Origin of the sequence: Eubacterium sp. An3, assembly GCF_002159465.1 — a bacterium.
Lineage (GTDB): Bacteria > Bacillota > Clostridia > Lachnospirales > Lachnospiraceae > Anaerobutyricum > Anaerobutyricum stercoris.
On record NZ_NFIR01000003.1, the window covers coordinates 238,705 to 257,324 of the forward strand.

Sequence of the window (18,620 nt, forward strand, 5' to 3'; positions counted from 1 at the left end):
AGCTTTTTATTATGCCGCTTTACCAGTGAACCACCACCGGATATGTGGACTCAATATTATTATAAATAGTTCTTACCGCATCATACGGTGTATTCACACAGCCATGAGAACCATCGTAGGTATAGATGCTTCCTCCATAACTGCTCCTCCAGGAAGAATCATGAATGCCTACGCCGGAATGGGTAAACGGAAGCCAGTAATCAACCGGAGACGCATAACCCTCGCCCGTCAGTGTATAATCGGTAGTCTTATAAAGGATATAATAAACACCTGTAGGCGTTCCCCGTCCGAGACTTGTATTGCCGGTTACCACCGGAGTTGATACAATCGTCTCTCCATCCTTATAGAACCACATATGCTGAGATCCCAGATCCACCTCTACATATGTATCCCCAATATCATTCTTTTTACGGCTCTTGGCATAATGAGCATATTCCGGTTCCCTCTTAACCTGACGGCCTTTTTTAATCTGCTTGATAAGCTTCTCTGTCTCAGCCTCCTGATCAATGGTCCACCCGTAAGTTCCCCCTTCCACGTCAACTTCATTACCTGCAATGGAAGTAAAATGCCTCTCAATTCCTACCGTATCATATTTATCCGCCAGACGGGAAACATATTTTTCTACCTTTTCTTCGTCTACCTTTACTTTAAACTTCTTTGTCACATCAAGCCATTTATGAATGGTCTTTCCTGTCAGTTCCTGGGTTCTGTCATCAAAATCATACACTATATCCGTGCTCACATACTGATTCAGCGTATTATTGGACTGAACGACTTCATCAGAATCCTTTGTGTAAACCGGATTCTCATAACATCCGGCTTCCTCTATATCAATACTGCTGTCCTGACGGATGATCGCTTCTTTGAGAGCTGTATAAAACTCATCCCGTTTCACCGTATTACCATAAATTTCATCCACAATATCATATGAATTTGTCTCTTCATTATATTTGGACCAGGCATCCACAGGAGCCACTACAAGCTCCTCATCGAAAGCATTCAATTCATTGAATGTATTTTCGTAGGCTTCCTCATCCACCTGAAGAGTAACTCCGTTGACATACTCCTTATCGATAAAAGGAAATGTGATCCAGGCATAAGCCTTCTGACCTTCCTTGATCTGCTCCAGCCTTCCGTCATCCACAAAAGAAAGGCCCACCTGAGAAGATGTTACGGACTCTTCCCGATCATCTCTCTCTGTGATACCAATCTCATAAGTGTCCACACCTTCCTTAATCATTTCCTTCACCTTTCCCACACTTCGGAAACCGCAGGAATACCCGTTAATCTCTGTTCCCGGAAAGTAATGAAAATGAAAAAACACCGCGATCAAAGCATAAATTATCACTGCCGCTGCCACGGCCACTCCTGTTTTCTTTCGTATATCCCATGAAGAAGCGCTCTTCTTCTCTTTCTGTTCCATAACTGTTATTCTCCTTTCCATATAAAGGTAATTTCAAATGCCTGTCTTCCTGTATAAATATCATTCCGGAACGCAGTATTCTGCTATTCTTCAGACGTACCCATCCTTTTTATTTCAAACTCTTCCGGATGTTTCTGAAAATATTCCATCATCTCTGCTGTGAGGCTGACACCGTTTTTAGAATAGCAGTCTTCCAGCTTGTCCCTTTTCACCCATCTCGCCTCGCACAGCTCTCTCTCATCTATATGTATATGCGAATCTCCGTCTAATCTTGCAAAAAAACCGGAAAGAATCGACTGGGAAGACGCCCACGGCTGACTTTTATAATATCTGATATCTTTGACCGATAGTCCCGTCTCCTCCATAACCTCTCTTCTCACCGTATCTTCCACTGTCTCTCCCACCTCGCAGTAACCCGATACCAGCGCATAATATCTGGCATCCGGCGACATTTTAGTAAGCAGAAGCCGGTCGTCATCGTAAATGCCTGCAATAATGGCAGGATAAATCCGCGGATAGATGACATTCCCGCAAATAGGACATACCATGGTACGCTCTTTCTGTCCATGCCTGAGCCTTACACCGCAGGCGCCGCAGAACTTTGTCTCCTCATACCAGCGATACAGATGCCATGCCGTAATCATAGCGAAACTGACGGGTCTTTCCTCTTCATTCTTCTCCCGGAAGATATTAATATCTTTCTGCTGAGCCTGAGGGCAGGAGGACAGATATTTCTCCGGCAGAAGAAAAAGACGCCTTCCGTCAAGGCATAGCAGATAAATCGCATCCCTTCTGAACTTTTCCATGGCTTCTTTCCTGTATTCCACCGGAAGAATATCTTCACATGTCAGAAAAGCTCCTGACGTCTCATCTTTTTGTTTTTTCATATATACGTTTCTGCCCTGAAAAGCGATAATATAATCGTTCTCCTCTAAAACCGCTTCTCCGTCATAGACAACTTCCATTTTATGATGATATATATCCTGTATCATGAAAATCCTTCTTTCTCAGGACTTCTGTCAGCCCCTTTTTGAAAAATTGTCAAAAATCTTTCCTTGGTCATAATCACATTTTCATAGTATAATCCTTTTCTAAATCTCATACAACCCAATGTAGATTAATATTTTGTGAAGGTTTTGTTACATTTTCATAATATTTTATTTTCTATTCCAACGGTTGACAGAGAATGTTATAATAGGGAATACATTACATCATAGATCAAAGGACTGGGATCAGTTATGAATACATTATTATCTGTCATCATCCCTTCTTTTAATGAAGAAGGAATGATTCACAAAACTTCACAGACCATATCCCGGATTTTGGAAAATAACGGGATATCTTATGAACTTATATTTGTCAACGACGGTTCCACAGACAGTACCTGGGTGAAGATTCAGAGCGAAACAGAACATAATTCCTGTATTAAAGGCATTAATTTTTCCAGAAACTTTGGAAAGGAATCCGCCATATATGCCGGTCTTTTCTATTCTTCCGGAGACTGCTGCGTAGTCATCGACTGCGATCTGCAGCATCCTCCTGAGAAGATTGTAGAAATGTACCGGCTCTGGGAGAACGGCTATGAGATCATCGAAGGAATCAAGCATTCCAGGGGACAAAACGAAAGCCGTACTCATTTTTTTGCTGCTAAGTGCTTTTATAAGATTATCAGCAGGCTCACAGATATTGATATGTCCCGGGCCTCGGATTTCAAGCTTCTGGATCGAAAGGCAGTCAATGCCCTGCTGAATATTAAAGAAAAAAATGCGTTTTTCCGCGCGCTTTCTTCCTGGATCGGTTTTAAAACCACAACAGTAGAATTTGACGTCAGAGAGAGAGAGATTGGAGAGACAAAATGGTCTACCTGGGCACTGGTAAAATATGCAGTTTCCAGTATTTCTTCTTTTTCTGCCGCCCCGATGCAGATTGTCTCACTTCTGGGTTCCGTTATGCTGCTGATCTCTCTGGTATTGGGAGGTATTGCCCTGTATCAGAAAGCGACCGGGACTGCCCTGGAAGGCTTCACTACCGTCATAATAATTAATCTGTTTACCGGAAGTATTATCATGCTGAGTCTTGGCATTATCGGATACTATATCTCCAAAATTTATGACGAGATTCAGGGAAGACCAAAATATATCGTCCAGGGTACCTGCGGTGACCTGAAAAATACACCAAAAGAACCAAAAGATATTCTTTGAAGCCGTTTTTTTCTGTGTTAAAATAAATACATATATAATCAGAAGAGCAGGATTTTCCGAAGCCAAACTTGAATCTCGAGGATAGAAGTATGATAATGAAGGATATTCAGCGAATTGCCAATTCGTATTTCAATTATTTCAAATTAAAAGATGTGAATCTGCGGTTTATTCTGGCAGACGATATGTATGAATGTCAGAAGAACTATGGATTCAGTGATGAAGATATAAAGACTCTGGATGAGGCGACTGCCCGTCAGAACTGGAAACATGTGGCTGCCTGTATGAAGTATCCGCGTTCCATGGATGAGCCGTTCTATCTGATTTTTAAACGTCCGTATATAGAGCGTGTGGAAGATTGTGAACTTTACCGTCTTGTTTTTCATGAGCTGACTCATATGTGTGATTACAAAGATTATGCCAGACTGAATCATCTCTCTTCATACGAGGCGCTGTTCAGTAATCCGGAGACTGTTCTTTTCCAGCATTGGTCTGAGTATCATGCCGAACGCCGCGGCTATGCTGCCTGGCTAAAACACCGGTATGGTGTCCAGCTCAAATACAGCCCGGATAAAATTGGTATTATGGAACAGGAGACCATGAACAATATCCGGTATTACGGAGAACATTATACCAACACGGCAGAATATGGTTCCACCCGGCAGATATATTTTACCATGCATCTTCTGGCCCGCATGAGTATCTGGATGCAGATCCTCCCTTATCAGGTCAGTGACATTTTATCCAAAGAACCTTTCAACTACCGGGGCATCATATGGATCAAAAAGCTCATGTATCTTTTCAGCAAATATCCGGAGATTGGTCAGATGAACGACCATTTTATGGAGATTGCTCATATCGTGGCAGAAAACATGACGCTGACCAGAGAAGAACTCTGGGAGATTGTATCCTGATATGGAACTGTATTCACCAGATGATTCCTGAAGATTTTTTGATTTCTTTTTATAAATATTTACATCTCATAATACATAAAACTCCGCATGGATATATATATCAATCTGTGCGGAGTTTTTATGCTGTATCATTTATTTTTGTTCATTTCTGCCGTTATCATAATATCTTTTTATCATATCAAGCTCCTCAGGAAACAGACAGTATTTTGAATTTTTTCTTCTCATTTCCTCAAAACATTTCTCCAGAGACATCCATTTTACAGACTCCACTTCGCTTTCCTGAAGCCGGAGCTTGTCTATATCTACCGGCTGATCATAGAGATACACATGACTGATCTCATGATTACGGAAAGGTCTGCCATAAAAAACCTCCTCACAGTATCCTTCATGGATTCCAAGAAAGATCAGCTCCTCCTCCTTCGCTTCTATACCAAGTTCTTCATAAAGCTCTCTGAGTGCCGACGGCAGATATTCCTGTCCTGCCGGAAGATGCCCTGCCGAAGAAATATCATAACATCCGGGGTAAGCATCTTTATCTGCACTTCGTTTCTGCAAAAGAAGCTCCCTCTGTCCTTCTTTATTCTTACGGGCGATCCACACATGAGAAGTCCCATGGATATCGCCATCTTCATGTACTTTATCTCTTTCTTTCACCTCTCCTGTTATTTTCCCATCCTTTGTCCTTATATCAAGATATTCCATCTGTATTCCTCCTTTTTCTTCTTGTTTTTATAAAGCATATCACAATACATATAATAATTTATACAACAAATGTAATTTATCATTACTTTTATTATCAAAATCTGATATAAACAGAAAAATGTCAAAAAAATTTCTTTTATTTACCGAAAAATATCATAAAATCTCCCCAATATTTACTATCCAAAAAGAACATCTTTTGTTATAATAATTATAATATAAAATATCAGGGAGGTAATACATATGCGCATGACCTTAAACAGAATCACTCTTGAACACATCACTTTAGAACATATGGGATTTATTCACCATGGCTTTGGTGACGAATTACCGGTTTATCTTCTGTAATTGAGCAAAGAGTTTGCCAAGGGGCAAACTCTTTGTCTCATGAAGAACTTTTTCCATTTACCATTAAGAAGGGAAGATGGTGATACCATGAATAAAGATTTAGGAAAAAAAGTTAAAGAGCTTCGAATTGCAAACCATCTGACACAGGATCAGGTAGCAAAAGCTCTGGGAGTAACCCCTGGGTACATCAGTAACGTAGAAAACAACCGAAGCCTGATGACACTGAGGATGCTGACCTATTACGCTCAGCTCACCGGTATGTCGCTTGACTATCTCGCCGGTACCATTGATGAAGATTACAAGGAGACATCTCTTGACAGAGAACTCTTATATCTCATCCGCGACTTCTCTCCTGAAAAAAAGGAGAAATTAATTCAGTTAGTACAGTTATTAGAAGATTATAATTAGTTTTATATTTCCACTATCTGATTGCTTTGATGGCTGCCATACCGCCCCGGCGGTACATTCCGGTAGACCATAACTGCTGAAAATCAACTTCCTGCTCTTCGCCATAGGTATGATATTTTAAAATGCTACGTTCATTCCGCACATCACAGCCAGTAATCATAAACCAGTGCCAGTTCAAATCTTTTAAACTTTTGTCCCTATGACGGAGCAGTAGAAAAGGAACCGGAAGGTTCTTTTTCAATGCATTTTTTAAAAATATTTCCGCCTCTTCAAAGGATTTTTCTCCCGGACACAGATCAAATGTTACATCGTATCCCCTGTCATTCAAATATTTTCCATATCCGTCCGTGAACAGGGAAAGTTCTGCCACTCCGCCCATCCTCGGATGAATATACGGCTTCATCACCATAGAAAAATCCACATACTGCTTTTTTGTCATATTCTCCGGGTCATAAGGACAGCAGCCCGTCAGTCTCAGATTCTTCGACAGACAGATGGACAGATCGCAGGCTGCCAGCGCCGCGCATCCTCCCAGATGCATCCAGAAATCCGTGCACCAGTCCTGGTTGCCCCCTGGAGTACCTTCTATATTAAAATAGTCAATTCTTATGGAACTTTCTGTATTAATCATGAGCATCTTTCTTTTCTGTATTATGTATTTTCTCTCACTATACTACACCATGCCTTTTTTTGCAACGTTCTCTCCCTTTCTGCTGTTATGTATATATATTTCTCTCACCATTTTTTTACATGATCATCCTCGTAATCACCACGCTGGCGATGGTTCCTGCTACCGTAGCAACCATGGCTCCGGGCAGAGTCCATCTTGTTCTGGTGATCTTCACGCTCATATAATAGATCGTAATAGTGTAGATTACCGTTTCCGTACAGCTCATCATAATAGAAACCATCATCCCGATACTGGAATCCGGGCCAAATTCCTTGAAGATATCCAGTACAAAGCTTGTGGCTGCCGAAGAAGAAAAGATTCGGACCAGAAAGACGGGCAGCACCGCTGCCGGAATATGCAGCAGCTTTCCCACGGGTTCCAGAAGTCCGGACACAAAATCAAGGGCGCCGGACGCCCGGAAGATTCCAATGGAGACCAGAAGCGCCACCATAGTCGGAGCAATATTCACTACAATCTTAAATCCTTCTTTCACTCCATCCAAAAAGTTCTCATAGACGTCAGACTTATTAAAAAATCCGTAAATGACTATGTAAAACATGATAAAGGGTACAATAAAATCCGAAAAATAGAGAAAAGCTCTCATAAACGTCTCCTTCTTCTATTTCTCAGAACTTCTATCACTTTGATAAATATAATCCCCGCCAGAGTTGATATGGCCGTTGAAACAATGGACGGCAGCACGATAGATGCCGGTTCCACCGAGCCGTACTGACTCCGGTAAGCAATCATATTGATAGGGATAAGCTGAAGGGATGAAATATTAAGAACCAGAAAAGCACACATCATATCAGATGCATGGCCGCCGGCATCAGAATCCGGAACGCCGCCGATCATTTTCTTCCTCCCTGGCGATTTGTTTGATGTCTTTTTGTCCAGTACTTTCAATTCCTGCATGGCTTTCAGTCCTGCCGGCGTCGCCGCCCAGCCAAGCCCCAGCATATTTGCCGCCATATTAGCTGCTATATACTCATTTGCCTTATGTCCGGGCGGAATATCCGGAAACAGCCAGTGTATAAAAGGATACATCACATGGGCGATTCTTTTCATCAGTCCGCTTTTCACCGCAATTTCCATCATACCATTCCACACGCCTATGACTCCCAGCATAAAAATGCAAAGATTGATCGCTTCCGTTGAAGAATCAATAAAGGCTTCCGTAACCGCTGCCATATTTCCCTGAAAAGAAGCGAACAGAATACCTGCAGCCATCATTATGACCCATAATATATTCAGCATATTTAACCCATTTTTCTTTTTATTCCATTATATGGCCGCCTTTACCGGAAAATGTATTTTTTATACGTCTGATTCATTTCTTTCACAGCCGCAGTCCTTTAATGTCTTTAATCCTTGAGAGAATCATGCTGCAGCTGCACTCTGTCACACCCGGAAGTTTATCTATAATACCGGATATCAACTGCTCCATTTCCTCATTGGAAGATGCCACCGCATGAACATGAAGCCTGCTTTTTCCGGTCACACGATATATCTGGGTAATGGTGCTGCATTCATTGAGAATCTCCGCTGCTTTCATCAATGCCTCCGGCTTTGTCTCAATTTCAAAATAACAGGACACTGCTCCGCTGATTTTCTGAGGATTGATTATAGTCGTATATTCTTCAATGATTCCTTTCTCCTCCAGAGCCTGGACCCGCATTTTTACGGCAACCCTGGATATTCCTACTTTCTGCCCTATCTCCGAATAAGACATACGGGCATTCTGTATCAGAAGACGGACAATCTTCTGATCTGTTTCATCCAATCCATCCAAAAACATATTTACTCACACCTCCTTGTCATAATATCCGTATCGCAATTATATAATTGACAATCTCGTTCTATAATACTATAATTAATTACAATTGTTAAGTAATATATTTCAAATAGAAAGCAGTGATTGATCCAATGCAAAATGAACTGACACACGGACCCGTTATGAAAACCATGCTGCGTTTTGCCATCCCCATGATCCTGGGTGATCTTCTGCAGCAATGCTACAATATTGCCGATACTCTCATTGTCGGACGATTTCTCGGCGCCAATGCTCTGGCTGCCGTAGGCTCCGCCTTTTCACTCATGACATTTTTAACCTCCATTATTTTGGGACTTGCCATGGGAAGCGGCACTGTTTTTTCCATCCGTTTTGGCGAGAAGGATGAGGTCGGCCTGAAAGAAGGTATTCTCGCTTCTTTCTTCCTTCTGGGTATTGTAACGATTCTTTTAAATATTGCAATTTTTGCAGGCATTGATGGAATTATCTGGTTTCTCCGCACGCCGGCAGAATTAAAAGTAATGATGAAGGACTACCTCATGGTTATTTTTGCAGGAATGATCGGAATTTTCCTGTACAATTTTTTTGCTTCCCTTCTTCGCTCCCTTGGTAATTCAGTCATTCCACTGGTATTTCTGGCCGTATCCGCCTGCCTGAATATTGTCCTTGACCTTATTTTCGTTACCGTTTTGCACAGAGGCGTAGCCGGCGCAGCCGAAGCCACAGTGATTTCCCAGTACGTATCCGGTATCGGAATCACCATTTATACCTGCGTCAAATTTCCTGAGCTGCTTCGCAGAGATGAAAATGTAAAACTTCGTCTTAACCGTGTCCGGGAAATCACCAGTTTCTCTGCTCTTACCTGCCTGCAGCAATCTATCATGAACCTTGGTATACTTGCCGTACAGGGTCTGGTCAACAGCTTCGGAACTACCGTCATGGCCGCCTTTGCCGCCGCTGTAAAAATCGACGCTTTTGCCTATCTGCCCGTGCAGGATTTTGGCAACGCATTTTCTATTTTTGTCGCTCAGAACTTCGGAGCAAAACAAACGGATCGCATCAAACAGGGAATTCGGACGGCATTCATCACTTCCGTCACCTTCAGCCTGGTGATTTCGCTCTGCGTCTTTATTTTTGCCCGTCCGCTCATGTCTCTGTTCATTGATGCAGGCGAAACGGCTGTCATCGCAGAAGGCGCCCGCTATCTCCGTATTGAGGGTTCTTTTTACTTTATGATCGGAATGTTGTTCCTGCTTTACGGTCTGTACCGTGCACTGGGCAGACCAGGCATGTCCGTTGTTCTGACCCTTGTATCTCTGGGCATCCGTGTCATTCTGGCCTATGCTCTCTCCGCCGTCCCATCCATCGGTGTTGTGGGTATCTGGTGGTCCGTACCTATCGGATGGTTTCTGGCAGATACATTAGGTATCGTTTATTATCTGCTTCTTAAAAAGAAGCTTCTTCAGATTGCCAAAGGTTAATTTACAAAAAATCCGAAGACATCGCCGTAAGCCGTCTTCGGATTTTGTTTATTTTTCATATGATACCGTATATCATCGTATCAGACACCGATGCTGCTGTCTCAATCCTGTTTTCCCATAGCATACAGAAGAATCTTCGCACACTCGTCAGTAGAAAGCACAGAGGTATTCAATTCCATATCATAGTTTCCTCTGTCCGCCCAGTCCTTCTGAGTCCAGAATCTGAAATAATTCCTTCTTGCCTTATCTCTTTTGTCCATCATTTTCTTTGCCTCGGATTCCGATACATTTTCTGTTTCTACAATCCTCCTGATTCTTTTCTTCTCATCAGAAGAATAGATAAACACCCGCAGCACTCCAGGATTATCTTTTAAAATATGTGTAGCACATCTTCCGATAAACACAGAAGGGGACTCTCTCTGCAGCCTCTGAATGGTCTCTCCTACCTCATATCCCATCTGATAGATCTTGGACTGGTCATTTCCCTGACTATAGCCTGCAGCCATAGAAATATTAAACAAGAGGCTTCCCGTCCATTTTTCATCATACGTATTTAATATATTGGCGGACTCTCCGTACCGTTCCGTCACTTTCTCCAGCAGATTGCCGTCATAATAAGAAATTCCGGCTGCCTCAGCCACTTTCATTCCAACCTCTCTGCCGCCGCTTCCAAACTCTCTTTCTATTGCAAGTGATTTCATAGAACTTCCTTCCTTTCCTGTTAAATAATATATGATGCTTTATTATCAGCTGTCCGGAAACAGACAATTGTCCATATCCTTTCAGCCGGTAAAAGTCTATTTCAGATACACTCGTTTTACTCTCTGTCCCACATCACAGACAAACTCATAATTAAAGCTTCCTGATAAATCTGCCATATCTTCCACAGAGATTCTCTCTTCCCCGTCCTGTCCGATAAGAGTCACCACATCTTCCACCTTCACATCAGGGATATCCGTGATGTCCACCATGGTCTGATCCATACAGACTCTTCCAACGATCGGGGCTTTCTTCCCATGAATCAGCACCCAGCCCTTATTGGATAAGCTTCGCGGATAGCCGTCCGCATAACCGATAGATATGGTAGCGATACGGCAGGGACGGTCGGTAACATAGGTGGCGCCATAACTGATTCCTCTGTTCATCTCCGGCTCCATAACATTTACCACATGAGTTTTCCAGGACATAGCCGGTGTCAGTGACAGTGCGTCTTTTTTTACTTCCTCTGAAGGATACAGACCGTAAATAATAATGCCTGCCCGAACCATATCGTAGCGGTGATGGTCAAATTCCATGATCCCGGCGCTGTTGCAGATATGTTTTACCGGAATGGAAATATTATTTTCTTCCAGTAAATGTACAAAAAAATCAAATCGTTCCATCTGTTCTTCCGTGTAGGTCTTATCCTCCATATCCGCACAGGAAAAATGTGTGAACAGGCCCGTAATTTCGATTCCCGGCAGTTCCCGTACCGCTTTAACGAAAGCAAGTCCCTTCTCATCCGGCGAGACGCCTATTCTCGTCATTCCCGTATCGAGAGCGATATGTATTTTTGCCTTCTTTCCGGCTCTCAGAGCCTCATCTGATATCTTTTCAGCCGTCTCCATGGAATAAATCGTCTGTTCCACATCATACCGCAGATTCAGGCTGTACAGAGACGGAGAGGTATAACCAAGAACGAGAACCGGCTTCCGGATATCCGCTTCGCGGAGCTCCACAGCCTCCTCGATGGTCGCCACGCCAAAATAATCTGCTTCCCGGTAAATGTATTTTCCTATCTCCACGGCGCCGTGACCATAACCGTCCGCTTTAATGACCGCCATAATCTTTGCGCCCTCTCCGGTTTTCTTTCTGATATTTATCATATTTTGCCGTATCGCTTTTAAGTCCACCTCGCACCAGGTTCTTAAATATGATTCCATTTTTTGAACTCTTCTTTCCTTTTTTGTATATTCATAAGCCGTTCCATGACTGCAGTTATTTCATCTTCAGAAGCTCGTTATAGACGTCTCTCTTCCGGACTCCCCGATCTTTCGCCACCAGTTTCATGGCTTCTTTTCTGTCCACTCCCTGATCAGTGTATCTGGCCATATGTTCCTCCAGAGACAATTCCATCCATTTTTCCTGCGCTTCCTGCTTAATTTCCTGCCGGCTCTTTCCCTCAAAAACAAGAACATATTCTCCCCGAGGTTCATTCTCTTCATAGAAAGCAATAACTTCATCAAGAGTGCCTCTTAATTTTTTTTCATGCTTCTTTGTAAGCTCTTTGCACACCGTCATTTTCCGGTTACCCAGATATTCCCGGCATTCTATCAAAGTCTTTTTCAGATGATGCGGTGCTTCATAAAGAATAATCGTCCTCGTCTCATTTTTAAGCTCATTAAGAATCTCTTCCCGTTCCTTCTTATCATAGGGAAGAAATGCTTCAAATGCAAATCTCCGGGTAGGCTGTCCCGACATAGTCAGCGCCGTAATACAGGCACAGGCTCCCGGAAGGGAAGTCACGGTAATACCTGCATCAAGGCATTGCCGTACCAGTTCCTCACCCGGATCGGATATTCCCGGCGTTCCGGCATCAGTAATCAGCGCCACATTGATACCCTGTTTCATCTTCTCCACCAAAACGGCGGCCTTCTCTATCTTATTATATTCGTGATAGCTCGTAAGCTTCGTCTTAATCTCAAAATGATTCAGCAGGCGTATGCTGTTTCTTGTATCCTCCGCGGCGATCAGATCCACCTCTTTTAATGTGCGGAGCACCCGGAGGGTAATATCCTCCAGATTGCCGATGGGTGTGGCGCATAAAAACAAAGTTCCTGTCATGGTTTTCCTCCCTGTTGCCTCTATTCTGCCGGCGCATCCGTCATGACACATGCGCACCGCGTCCTCCACTTATCCGGGTTATACGCGTCCCCCGTATATTTTATAAATCTCATCCATATAAGAACCGTCCTTCTTATAGATGATCAGCGGTGATTCCACTGTAATACGCTGTTTTCCGCCCTTTACCGCTTCGATGAGAACCATATTGGGCTCTTTATCCACATAAGGATAAACAAGACGCATCCGTTTGGGCTCCAGTTTATTTTCTTTCAGACAATAAAAAATCTCCGCCAGGCGGAAGGGACGATGCACCATAATGAGATGCCCGGTCTCTTTCAGCAGCCATTTGGCTGCCTTTACCACATCTTCCAGAGAACAGAGAATCTCATGTCTGGCGATAGCCTTTCCGTAGTTTTTGTTAGCCTGCCCATGATTTCCCGTCATATAAGGAGGATTGCAGGTCACATAATCAAAAGATCCCTGAGGATAGTGTTCCTTTACTTCTCTCACATCTCCCGCAGACATCCGGATCTTTCCTTCCAGACCGTTCATACTGACGCTTCTTCTCGCCATATCCACACAGTCTTCCTGATATTCCAGACCTTCAATGTATTTTGCCTCATACTTTGCTTCCAGAAGAATCGGAACAATTCCTGTGCCGCTGCACAGATCCATCACTCTGCTGTCTTTTTTTATACCGGCATAATCCGAAAGCAGTACTGCGTCCATGCCAAAACAGAACTTTTCCGGATTCTGAATGATCCGAAACCCCTGAATCTGCAGGTCATCAATTCTTTCATCCGGACGCAGGAAAATATTCTTATCATCTCCCCTGTCCTGATTTTTATCCGTTTGTACTTTGTCCGGCTTCATCATATCTTTCTCAAGCCCCATTCTATTTTACCACCTGCAAATGATTTTTAAAGCTTTGATTTTCTTTCTTTTTTCTCAAGAGCTTCCAGACGTTTCAGCTCATCGTCCATTTTGACTTTTTCCTTCTTTCTGCGTGGTCTGAAATGTAAATCTTCCACTTTATATTCCGCCAGTTCTTTTTCCCCTTTTTCGTCAGTTATCAGGACTTTTACTCTCTGGCGCAGCACATTAACACCCTGTACTACACCTTTTCCACCGTCGGCAATTTTTACCTCACTGCCCACATCCGGCAATTTGCTGTTGAGATACTCGTAAGTATCCTGTTCATTTTTCAGACAGCACATGAGTCTGCCGCAAACTCCTGATATCTTTGTTGGATTTAAAGAAAGATTCTGCTCTTTTGCCATCTTGATGGATACCGGTATAAATTCCGATAAAAAAGTATTGCAGCAAAGGTTTCTGCCACAGATACCTATACCTCCCATGATTTTTGTTTCATCCCGCACACCAATCTGACGCAGCTCAATTCTCGTTTTAAAAACAGCAGCCAGATCCTTTACCAGTTCCCGGAAATCAATTCGTCCCTCTGCGGTAAAATAAAACAGTACTTTATTATTATCAAATGTATATTCGCAGTCTATGAGCTTCATCTCAAGACCGTGTTTCTTAATCTTCTCAAGACAGATACCGAATGCCTCTTTACTTTTTTCCTGATTCTTACGATGAATCTTCTCATCCTCTTCCGTGGCAATACGAAGCACCGGTTTTAAAGTAGATATGATTTTTTCTTCCTCCACTTCCCTGTCTCCAAGGACAACCCGTCCGTATTCCACTCCCCTGGCTGTCTCCACAATCACGCTGTCTCCTAGTTTTACGCCCAGATTACCGGAGGAAAAATAATAAATCTTTCCGTTATCCCGGAAACGGACTCCTATCACTTTTGCCATGAATTACCTCCATCACCACATTTATCCCTGACAAACATCAGTAACACCTCCAGGACCGTGTCATAATTAACGTTAGCACGAAGTCTCGCCCTGGCATGTTCTATTTCAAGAAAAATATCGTTGAGTGCTTCAAAAGAAAGTCTGTCGCTCTGCCTGCGAATAAAAGAATATTCATCTCTGAATATTATCTCTTTCTCACCGTCGGCAAGCTTCAGCACAAGGACATCCCTGAACCACATTAACATGATATCCAGAAAGTCTCCCGCCGATTCTTTCCATTTTTTTAAGCCCTTCACCTGTCCCGCCAGTTCAAAGGGCTCCGCCTCATGTATATATTGTAACACAGAAATGGAAAATTGTCGCAGTTCCAGAAATTCTTCCGACAACGCGGCGTCCACCGCCTTCCCCATATTTCCCATGGAAAATCCCACGCAGAACTCTGCCGTGGCCTCCGGCACATGCAGCGTATTTACCAGATAATCTTTAATTTCCTGATCCGGAACCGGTTTCACGGACAGAAGGATACATCTTGACAGAATCGTCGGAAGGAACGCTCCACGGTTGGCAGTTAGCAGCAGAATAATCCCGTAAGAAGGCGGTTCCTCGATGGTCTTCAGAATAGCATTCTGAGCCGCCAGATTCATTTTCTCCGCCTCGTCCACGATATAGATCTTATACGGTCCTTTATAGGGCATGATATCAATAGTATTCACCACCTGCTCGCGGATTTCCTTTACACTGATTACGCTAGGCTTCTCATGGCTTACCCAAATAACATCCGGATGATTCTTATGTTCCACCTGTATGCACGAAGCGCAGGTGCCGCAGGCAGTCGGCGCCTGCCTGTTTTCACACTGCAGAATCTTTGCAAAGGCAGCCGCTATCATTTTCTTGCCGCTTCCTTTTTCTCCTTCTATAATATAAGCGTGAGAAACTTTATTTTGTTTTACCGCTGTACGGAAATGCTCTTTGAGAATTTCATTTCCGAGAATATCTTTTAAATCTGGCACTGATGATCTTCCTTTAGCTTAACTTTCCTATTCTTTTCTTAAGTTCCTCGCGGATCTGATTCTGAATATGTTCTACAGAGGCGGATCCATCAATATGAATTACTTCTTCTCTTCCGGACAGCACTTCTCTGTAACCTCTGGATACCATAGAGTGGAAATCAATACTTTCCTGTTCCATCCTGTCCAGCTTTTTCTGAAGCTTCTTTCTTCTGATTCCTTCTTCTTCAGATATATCAATAAAAAAGATACAGTCCGGCTCATACTGTCCGATTCCAGGCCGGTTGACTGCCGCCACAGTATCTGTTCCAAGTCCTCTGGCAATGCCCTGATATACAATGGAAGAATCCACAAAACGATCACTGATGACAATTTTTCCCGCCTCAAGGGCCGGAATGATCACTTCTGACATCAGCTGTGCACGGGACGCCGCGTACAGAAGCATTTCTGTTACATCGGACATCTCCTCATGATCCGGATTGAGAATAATATTTCTCACAGCTTCCCCGATTGCGGTTCCACCCGGTTCTCTGGTAATCAGGCATTCACATCCCACCTCATCCAGATACTGCTTCAACAACGCAATCTGTGTTGATTTACCAGAACCATCCGGTCCTTCCATCACAATGAATATTCCCTTCATATGTACCTCCTGATATATGATCTGTTATTTTAACACAGGCATGTTATCCCCTGATAACCCAAGTACATTATATCCATTATAAATGTAATATCTCAGTTTTTCCACTGTTTCTTTTACTATTTTTTCTCCAGGCACCAGCAGAGGACTCCCGGGCGGATACAGAGTCACATAGCCTCCTGCAATTCTTCCTTCAGCATTTTTAACACTGATCCATTCTTTTTCCATGCCGATGCATTGCCATGATTCCATCAATTTCTCCGGCACTAAAAATCCGTCCGCAATTATTTCTGTCCTTTTATTTTTTTCTTTTATTCCCTGCGCTGCGATTTCTCTATCTATTTCCTTCAATGCCTCAAATAATCTATCGTACATTTCTGCGCTGTCACAGACAGAAGTCATGGCAATACAATTACATTGATCCGCCATCTCCAGCTCAATATGATATTTATAGAATAGTCTTTCAAACAAAGTGATGCCATTCCATCCTGACAGCTCTACAGAAAATACCAACTTACTTCTGTCATAATCCAAGCAGCACAGATCTTCTTTTTGAATCAAATGAATGAACTTGAGTTGTTCACATTTCTTTCTGAAAATCTGAAGGTTATCCACATATCCCTGTACCTCATCCCCATTTTCATTCATAAAAGCTACAGAATATTCCGCTGAGGCCATCAAAATATAAGACGGACTGGAAGATTCGTAAACGGACAGCATATCCGATATTGCTTCCGGGGTGATCTTGTCCGTGCACAGATGAAGAAGCGCTGTCTGAGTCATGGCAGGAAGAGTTTTATGCGTACTCTGAATTACAATATCTCCACCGCAGTCTATGGCGCTTTTGGGAAAATACTCATGAAATGGAAAATGCGCTCCATGAGCCTCGTCTACAATCAAAATCACATTGTATTTTTCCGTTACTTTTTTTAAACGCGCAATATCCATCACAACTCCCTCATAAGTAGGGGAAGGTAATACCATAGCTCTTATTTTTTTATTATTTTCCAGAATATCTTGAATCTCTTTTATCTGTCGGTCTCCTATATTTTCAATCAGATCATACCTTTTTGACAAATCCGGATAAAAATAATGGGCTTCCAGATGAAGCAGACGAATGGCATTATACACAGATTTATGACAGTTCCTGGCAATCAGAATTCCATCTCCCTGCTCACAGCAGGCAGAAATCGCCGCCAGAATCCCCACTGTGCTGCCATTGACCAGATACCAGGATTCTCTGGTTCCATAAATCAGCTTTAATCTGTCCATAGACTCCCGTATGATACCTTCCGGGTGATGCAGATTATCATAATCCGTAATCTCTGTAATATCCAGGTTTTCTATTTCTTTAAAAACGCCGTTTCCTCTCCGCTTATGTCCCGGCATATGAAAAGGAACTCTTTTTTCATTTTTCAATTGCATCAGTTTAGTGTAAATGGGCGTGTTCATTTTACAGATTCCTTCCATATTTTCTTTTTATAAAAAGAAAAAACCGTTGAATTACTTCAACGGTTTCATCATGAGACATCGGGGATTCGAACCCCGGACAACTTGATTAAAAGTCAAGTGCTCTACCAACTGAGCTAATATCCCATATGCCCAGAACCGGAATCGAACCAGTGACACGAGGATTTTCAGTCCTCTGCTCTACCAACTGAGCTATCTGGGCATAAAATTGCGGGGGAAGGATTTGAACCAACGACCTCCGGGTTATGAGCCCGACGAGCTACCAGACTGCTCTACCCCGCGATATAAAATTGTATGGATATTAAAATATCCTAATGGGCGGAGGTGGATTCGAACCACCGAAGCAATTTGCAGCAGATTTACAGTCTGTCCCCTTTGGCCACTCGGGAATCCACCCATATTCTATTATAAATATAATAGACAGCCGATGAACGGACTCGAACCGTTAACCTGCTGATTACAAATCAGCTGCTCTGCCAATTGAGCCACATCGGCAAAGTGGGACCTATAGGGCTCGAACCTATGACCCTCTGCTTGTAAGGCAGATGCTCTCCCAGCTGAGCTAAGATCCCACAATATGAAATAAATATCCTTTATTAAGGATAAGCGACCCGAATGGGATTCGAACCCACGACCTCCGCCGTGACAGGGCGGCGCTCTAACCAGCTGAGCCATCGGGCCTTACAGGATGTACTCCTGAAAACTACACACAGTTTACCAGATTCTTGCTTATTTATCAAGCTTTTTTCAGGTCAAGCTTTCGACCGATTAGTAGCAGTCAGCTCCATGCATCGCTGCACTTCCACCTCTGCCCTATCTACCTCATCGTCTCTAAGGGGTCTCTCACATTTCTGCTAGGAGATCTCATCTTGAGGGGGGCTTCACGCTTAGATGCCTTCAGCGTTTATCCCTCCCCGTCTTGGCTAC

General features: G+C 43.0%; 19 protein-coding genes, 7 tRNA genes and 1 rRNA gene. 4 read left to right on the forward strand and 23 right to left on the reverse strand.

Going from position 1 to position 18,620, the window contains the following annotated elements; all coding sequences use genetic code 11:
* Nucleotides 1–19 precede the first annotated feature (19 nt).
* Complete coding sequence (locus B5F87_RS05375; protein ID WP_158096967.1) at nt 20–1,423, reverse strand: L,D-transpeptidase/peptidoglycan binding protein; 1,404 nt, start codon at nt 1,421–1,423, stop codon at nt 20–22.
* An 83-nt stretch (nt 1,424–1,506) separates the two neighbouring features.
* Complete coding sequence (gene nudC / locus B5F87_RS05380; RefSeq protein WP_087277925.1) at nt 1,507–2,415, reverse strand: NAD(+) diphosphatase; 909 nt, start codon at nt 2,413–2,415, stop codon at nt 1,507–1,509.
* A gap of 246 nt (nt 2,416–2,661) precedes the next feature.
* Here nudC and B5F87_RS05385 point away from each other — a divergent pair, with 246 nt between their 5' ends.
* Both B5F87_RS05385 and B5F87_RS05390 read left to right on the forward strand, forming a co-directional pair.
* On the forward strand, nt 2,662–3,624 hold the full coding sequence (locus B5F87_RS05385; protein ID WP_087277928.1) for a glycosyltransferase family 2 protein: 963 nt from the start codon (nt 2,662–2,664) through the stop codon (nt 3,622–3,624).
* Nucleotides 3,625–3,713: 89 nt separating this feature from the next.
* Nucleotides 3,714–4,535 carry a hypothetical protein gene (locus B5F87_RS05390; protein WP_087277930.1) on the forward strand — a complete coding sequence of 274 codons (822 nt, stop codon included), beginning with the start codon at nt 3,714–3,716 and terminating at the stop codon, nt 4,533–4,535.
* A 132-nt stretch (nt 4,536–4,667) separates the two neighbouring features.
* On the opposite strand, the gene B5F87_RS05395 is transcribed toward B5F87_RS05390, so the two are convergent.
* Nucleotides 4,668–5,237: an NUDIX domain-containing protein gene (locus B5F87_RS05395; RefSeq protein ID WP_087277933.1), complete on the reverse strand. Its 570-nt coding sequence runs from the start codon at nt 5,235–5,237 to the stop codon at nt 4,668–4,670.
* A gap of 432 nt (nt 5,238–5,669) precedes the next feature.
* On the opposite strand from B5F87_RS05395, the gene B5F87_RS05400 reads away from it, so the two are divergent.
* A complete protein-coding gene (locus B5F87_RS05400) occupies nt 5,670–5,990 on the forward strand; it encodes a helix-turn-helix transcriptional regulator (RefSeq protein WP_087277935.1) in 321 nt (106 codons plus the stop codon).
* 13 nt (nt 5,991–6,003) lie between these two features.
* Here the strand turns inward: B5F87_RS05400 and B5F87_RS05405 are convergent, their stop codons facing one another.
* The 4 genes from B5F87_RS05405 to B5F87_RS05420 form a co-directional block, all read right to left on the reverse strand.
* Nucleotides 6,004–6,621 carry a hypothetical protein gene (locus B5F87_RS05405; RefSeq protein WP_087277938.1) on the reverse strand — a complete coding sequence of 206 codons (618 nt, stop codon included), beginning with the start codon at nt 6,619–6,621 and terminating at the stop codon, nt 6,004–6,006.
* 115 nt (nt 6,622–6,736) lie between these two features.
* On the reverse strand, nt 6,737–7,264 hold the full coding sequence (locus B5F87_RS05410; protein WP_087277941.1) for a nucleoside recognition domain-containing protein: 528 nt from the start codon (nt 7,262–7,264) through the stop codon (nt 6,737–6,739).
* Complete coding sequence (locus B5F87_RS05415) at nt 7,261–7,917, reverse strand: nucleoside recognition protein (RefSeq protein ID WP_087277944.1); 657 nt, start codon at nt 7,915–7,917, stop codon at nt 7,261–7,263. Before B5F87_RS05415 ends, B5F87_RS05410 begins: the two co-directional genes overlap by 4 nt.
* 82 nt (nt 7,918–7,999) lie before the next feature.
* Nucleotides 8,000–8,458 (reverse strand): Lrp/AsnC family transcriptional regulator, encoded by a 459-nt coding sequence (locus B5F87_RS05420; protein WP_087277947.1) that lies wholly within the window; start codon nt 8,456–8,458, stop codon nt 8,000–8,002.
* A gap of 128 nt (nt 8,459–8,586) precedes the next feature.
* Between B5F87_RS05420 and B5F87_RS05425 the strand changes: the two genes are divergently transcribed.
* Nucleotides 8,587–9,933 (forward strand): MATE family efflux transporter, encoded by a 1,347-nt coding sequence (locus tag B5F87_RS05425; RefSeq protein WP_087277950.1) that lies wholly within the window; start codon nt 8,587–8,589, stop codon nt 9,931–9,933.
* A 101-nt stretch (nt 9,934–10,034) separates the two neighbouring features.
* On the opposite strand, the gene B5F87_RS05430 is transcribed toward B5F87_RS05425, so the two are convergent.
* The 16 genes from B5F87_RS05430 to B5F87_RS05505 form a co-directional block, all read right to left on the reverse strand.
* Complete coding sequence (locus B5F87_RS05430; protein ID WP_087277953.1) at nt 10,035–10,634, reverse strand: cytidylate kinase-like family protein; 600 nt, start codon at nt 10,632–10,634, stop codon at nt 10,035–10,037.
* Between the two features lie 96 nt (nt 10,635–10,730).
* Complete coding sequence (gene alr / locus B5F87_RS05435; protein ID WP_087277956.1) at nt 10,731–11,855, reverse strand: alanine racemase; 1,125 nt, start codon at nt 11,853–11,855, stop codon at nt 10,731–10,733.
* 55 nt (nt 11,856–11,910) lie between these two features.
* A complete protein-coding gene (gene rsmI / locus B5F87_RS05440) occupies nt 11,911–12,756 on the reverse strand; it encodes a 16S rRNA (cytidine(1402)-2'-O)-methyltransferase (protein ID WP_087278013.1) in 846 nt (281 codons plus the stop codon).
* Between the two features lie 78 nt (nt 12,757–12,834).
* Nucleotides 12,835–13,650, reverse strand: a complete 816-nt coding sequence (locus B5F87_RS05445; RefSeq protein WP_242964268.1) for a tRNA1(Val) (adenine(37)-N6)-methyltransferase — start codon at nt 13,648–13,650, stop codon at nt 12,835–12,837.
* Between the two features lie 26 nt (nt 13,651–13,676).
* Entirely contained in the window at nt 13,677–14,576 is a 900-nt protein-coding gene (locus B5F87_RS05450; protein ID WP_087277959.1) for a stage 0 sporulation family protein, read from the reverse strand.
* Nucleotides 14,564–15,586, reverse strand: coding sequence for a DNA polymerase III subunit delta' C-terminal domain-containing protein (locus B5F87_RS05455; RefSeq protein ID WP_087277962.1), 1,023 nt, complete (start codon nt 15,584–15,586; stop codon nt 14,564–14,566). The genes B5F87_RS05450 and B5F87_RS05455 overlap by 13 nt, the downstream gene beginning before the upstream one ends.
* Before the next feature lie 13 nt (nt 15,587–15,599).
* Nucleotides 15,600–16,226, reverse strand: coding sequence for a dTMP kinase (gene tmk / locus B5F87_RS05460; RefSeq protein WP_087277965.1), 627 nt, complete (start codon nt 16,224–16,226; stop codon nt 15,600–15,602).
* Between the two features lie 24 nt (nt 16,227–16,250).
* A complete protein-coding gene (locus tag B5F87_RS05465) occupies nt 16,251–17,675 on the reverse strand; it encodes an aminotransferase class I/II-fold pyridoxal phosphate-dependent enzyme (protein WP_158096968.1) in 1,425 nt (474 codons plus the stop codon).
* Between the two features lie 71 nt (nt 17,676–17,746).
* Nucleotides 17,747–17,819: transfer RNA gene (locus B5F87_RS05470), tRNA-Lys, on the reverse strand.
* Between the two features lie 3 nt (nt 17,820–17,822).
* A tRNA-Phe gene (locus B5F87_RS05475) sits at nt 17,823–17,895 on the reverse strand.
* 6 nt (nt 17,896–17,901) lie between these two features.
* Nucleotides 17,902–17,975 (reverse strand) — tRNA-Met (locus B5F87_RS05480).
* A gap of 33 nt (nt 17,976–18,008) precedes the next feature.
* A tRNA-Tyr gene (locus B5F87_RS05485) sits at nt 18,009–18,090 on the reverse strand.
* 25 nt (nt 18,091–18,115) lie between these two features.
* A tRNA-Thr gene (locus B5F87_RS05490) sits at nt 18,116–18,188 on the reverse strand.
* Between the two features lie 4 nt (nt 18,189–18,192).
* Nucleotides 18,193–18,265, reverse strand: a tRNA-Val gene (locus B5F87_RS05495).
* A gap of 35 nt (nt 18,266–18,300) precedes the next feature.
* Nucleotides 18,301–18,374: transfer RNA gene (locus B5F87_RS05500), tRNA-Asp, on the reverse strand.
* A gap of 67 nt (nt 18,375–18,441) precedes the next feature.
* Nucleotides 18,442–18,620 (reverse strand): 23S ribosomal RNA (locus B5F87_RS05505); the annotation flags it as partial.

Excerpts from the sequence above, each read along its gene's own strand:
- B5F87_RS05450 (WP_087277959.1), bottom strand. The coding sequence starts at position 14,576 with ATGGCAAAAGTGATAGGAGTCCGTTTCCGGGATAACGGAAAGATTTAT.
- B5F87_RS05385 (WP_087277928.1), top strand. The coding sequence starts at position 2,662 with ATGAATACATTATTATCTGTCATCATCCCTTCTTTTAATGAAGAAGGA.
- nudC (WP_087277925.1), bottom strand. The coding sequence starts at position 2,415 with ATGATACAGGATATATATCATCATAAAATGGAAGTTGTCTATGACGGA.
- rsmI (WP_087278013.1), bottom strand. The coding sequence starts at position 12,756 with ATGACAGGAACTTTGTTTTTATGCGCCACACCCATCGGCAATCTGGAG.
- B5F87_RS05465 (WP_158096968.1), bottom strand. The coding sequence starts at position 17,675 with ATGAACACGCCCATTTACACTAAACTGATGCAATTGAAAAATGAAAAA.
- B5F87_RS05420 (WP_087277947.1), bottom strand. The coding sequence starts at position 8,458 with ATGTTTTTGGATGGATTGGATGAAACAGATCAGAAGATTGTCCGTCTT.
- alr (WP_087277956.1), bottom strand. The coding sequence starts at position 11,855 with ATGGAATCATATTTAAGAACCTGGTGCGAGGTGGACTTAAAAGCGATA.
- B5F87_RS05430 (WP_087277953.1), bottom strand. The coding sequence starts at position 10,634 with ATGAAATCACTTGCAATAGAAAGAGAGTTTGGAAGCGGCGGCAGAGAG.
- B5F87_RS05445 (WP_242964268.1), bottom strand. The coding sequence starts at position 13,650 with ATGGGGCTTGAGAAAGATATGATGAAGCCGGACAAAGTACAAACGGAT.
- B5F87_RS05390 (WP_087277930.1), top strand. The coding sequence starts at position 3,714 with ATGATAATGAAGGATATTCAGCGAATTGCCAATTCGTATTTCAATTAT.
- B5F87_RS05395 (WP_087277933.1), bottom strand. The coding sequence starts at position 5,237 with ATGGAATATCTTGATATAAGGACAAAGGATGGGAAAATAACAGGAGAG.
- B5F87_RS05375 (WP_158096967.1), bottom strand. The coding sequence starts at position 1,423 with ATGGAACAGAAAGAGAAGAAGAGCGCTTCTTCATGGGATATACGAAAG.
- B5F87_RS05400 (WP_087277935.1), top strand. The coding sequence starts at position 5,670 with ATGAATAAAGATTTAGGAAAAAAAGTTAAAGAGCTTCGAATTGCAAAC.
- tmk (WP_087277965.1), bottom strand. The coding sequence starts at position 16,226 with ATGAAGGGAATATTCATTGTGATGGAAGGACCGGATGGTTCTGGTAAA.
- B5F87_RS05410 (WP_087277941.1), bottom strand. The coding sequence starts at position 7,264 with ATGAGAGCTTTTCTCTATTTTTCGGATTTTATTGTACCCTTTATCATG.
- B5F87_RS05425 (WP_087277950.1), top strand. The coding sequence starts at position 8,587 with ATGCAAAATGAACTGACACACGGACCCGTTATGAAAACCATGCTGCGT.
- B5F87_RS05415 (WP_087277944.1), bottom strand. The coding sequence starts at position 7,917 with ATGCTGAATATATTATGGGTCATAATGATGGCTGCAGGTATTCTGTTC.
- B5F87_RS05405 (WP_087277938.1), bottom strand. The coding sequence starts at position 6,621 with ATGATTAATACAGAAAGTTCCATAAGAATTGACTATTTTAATATAGAA.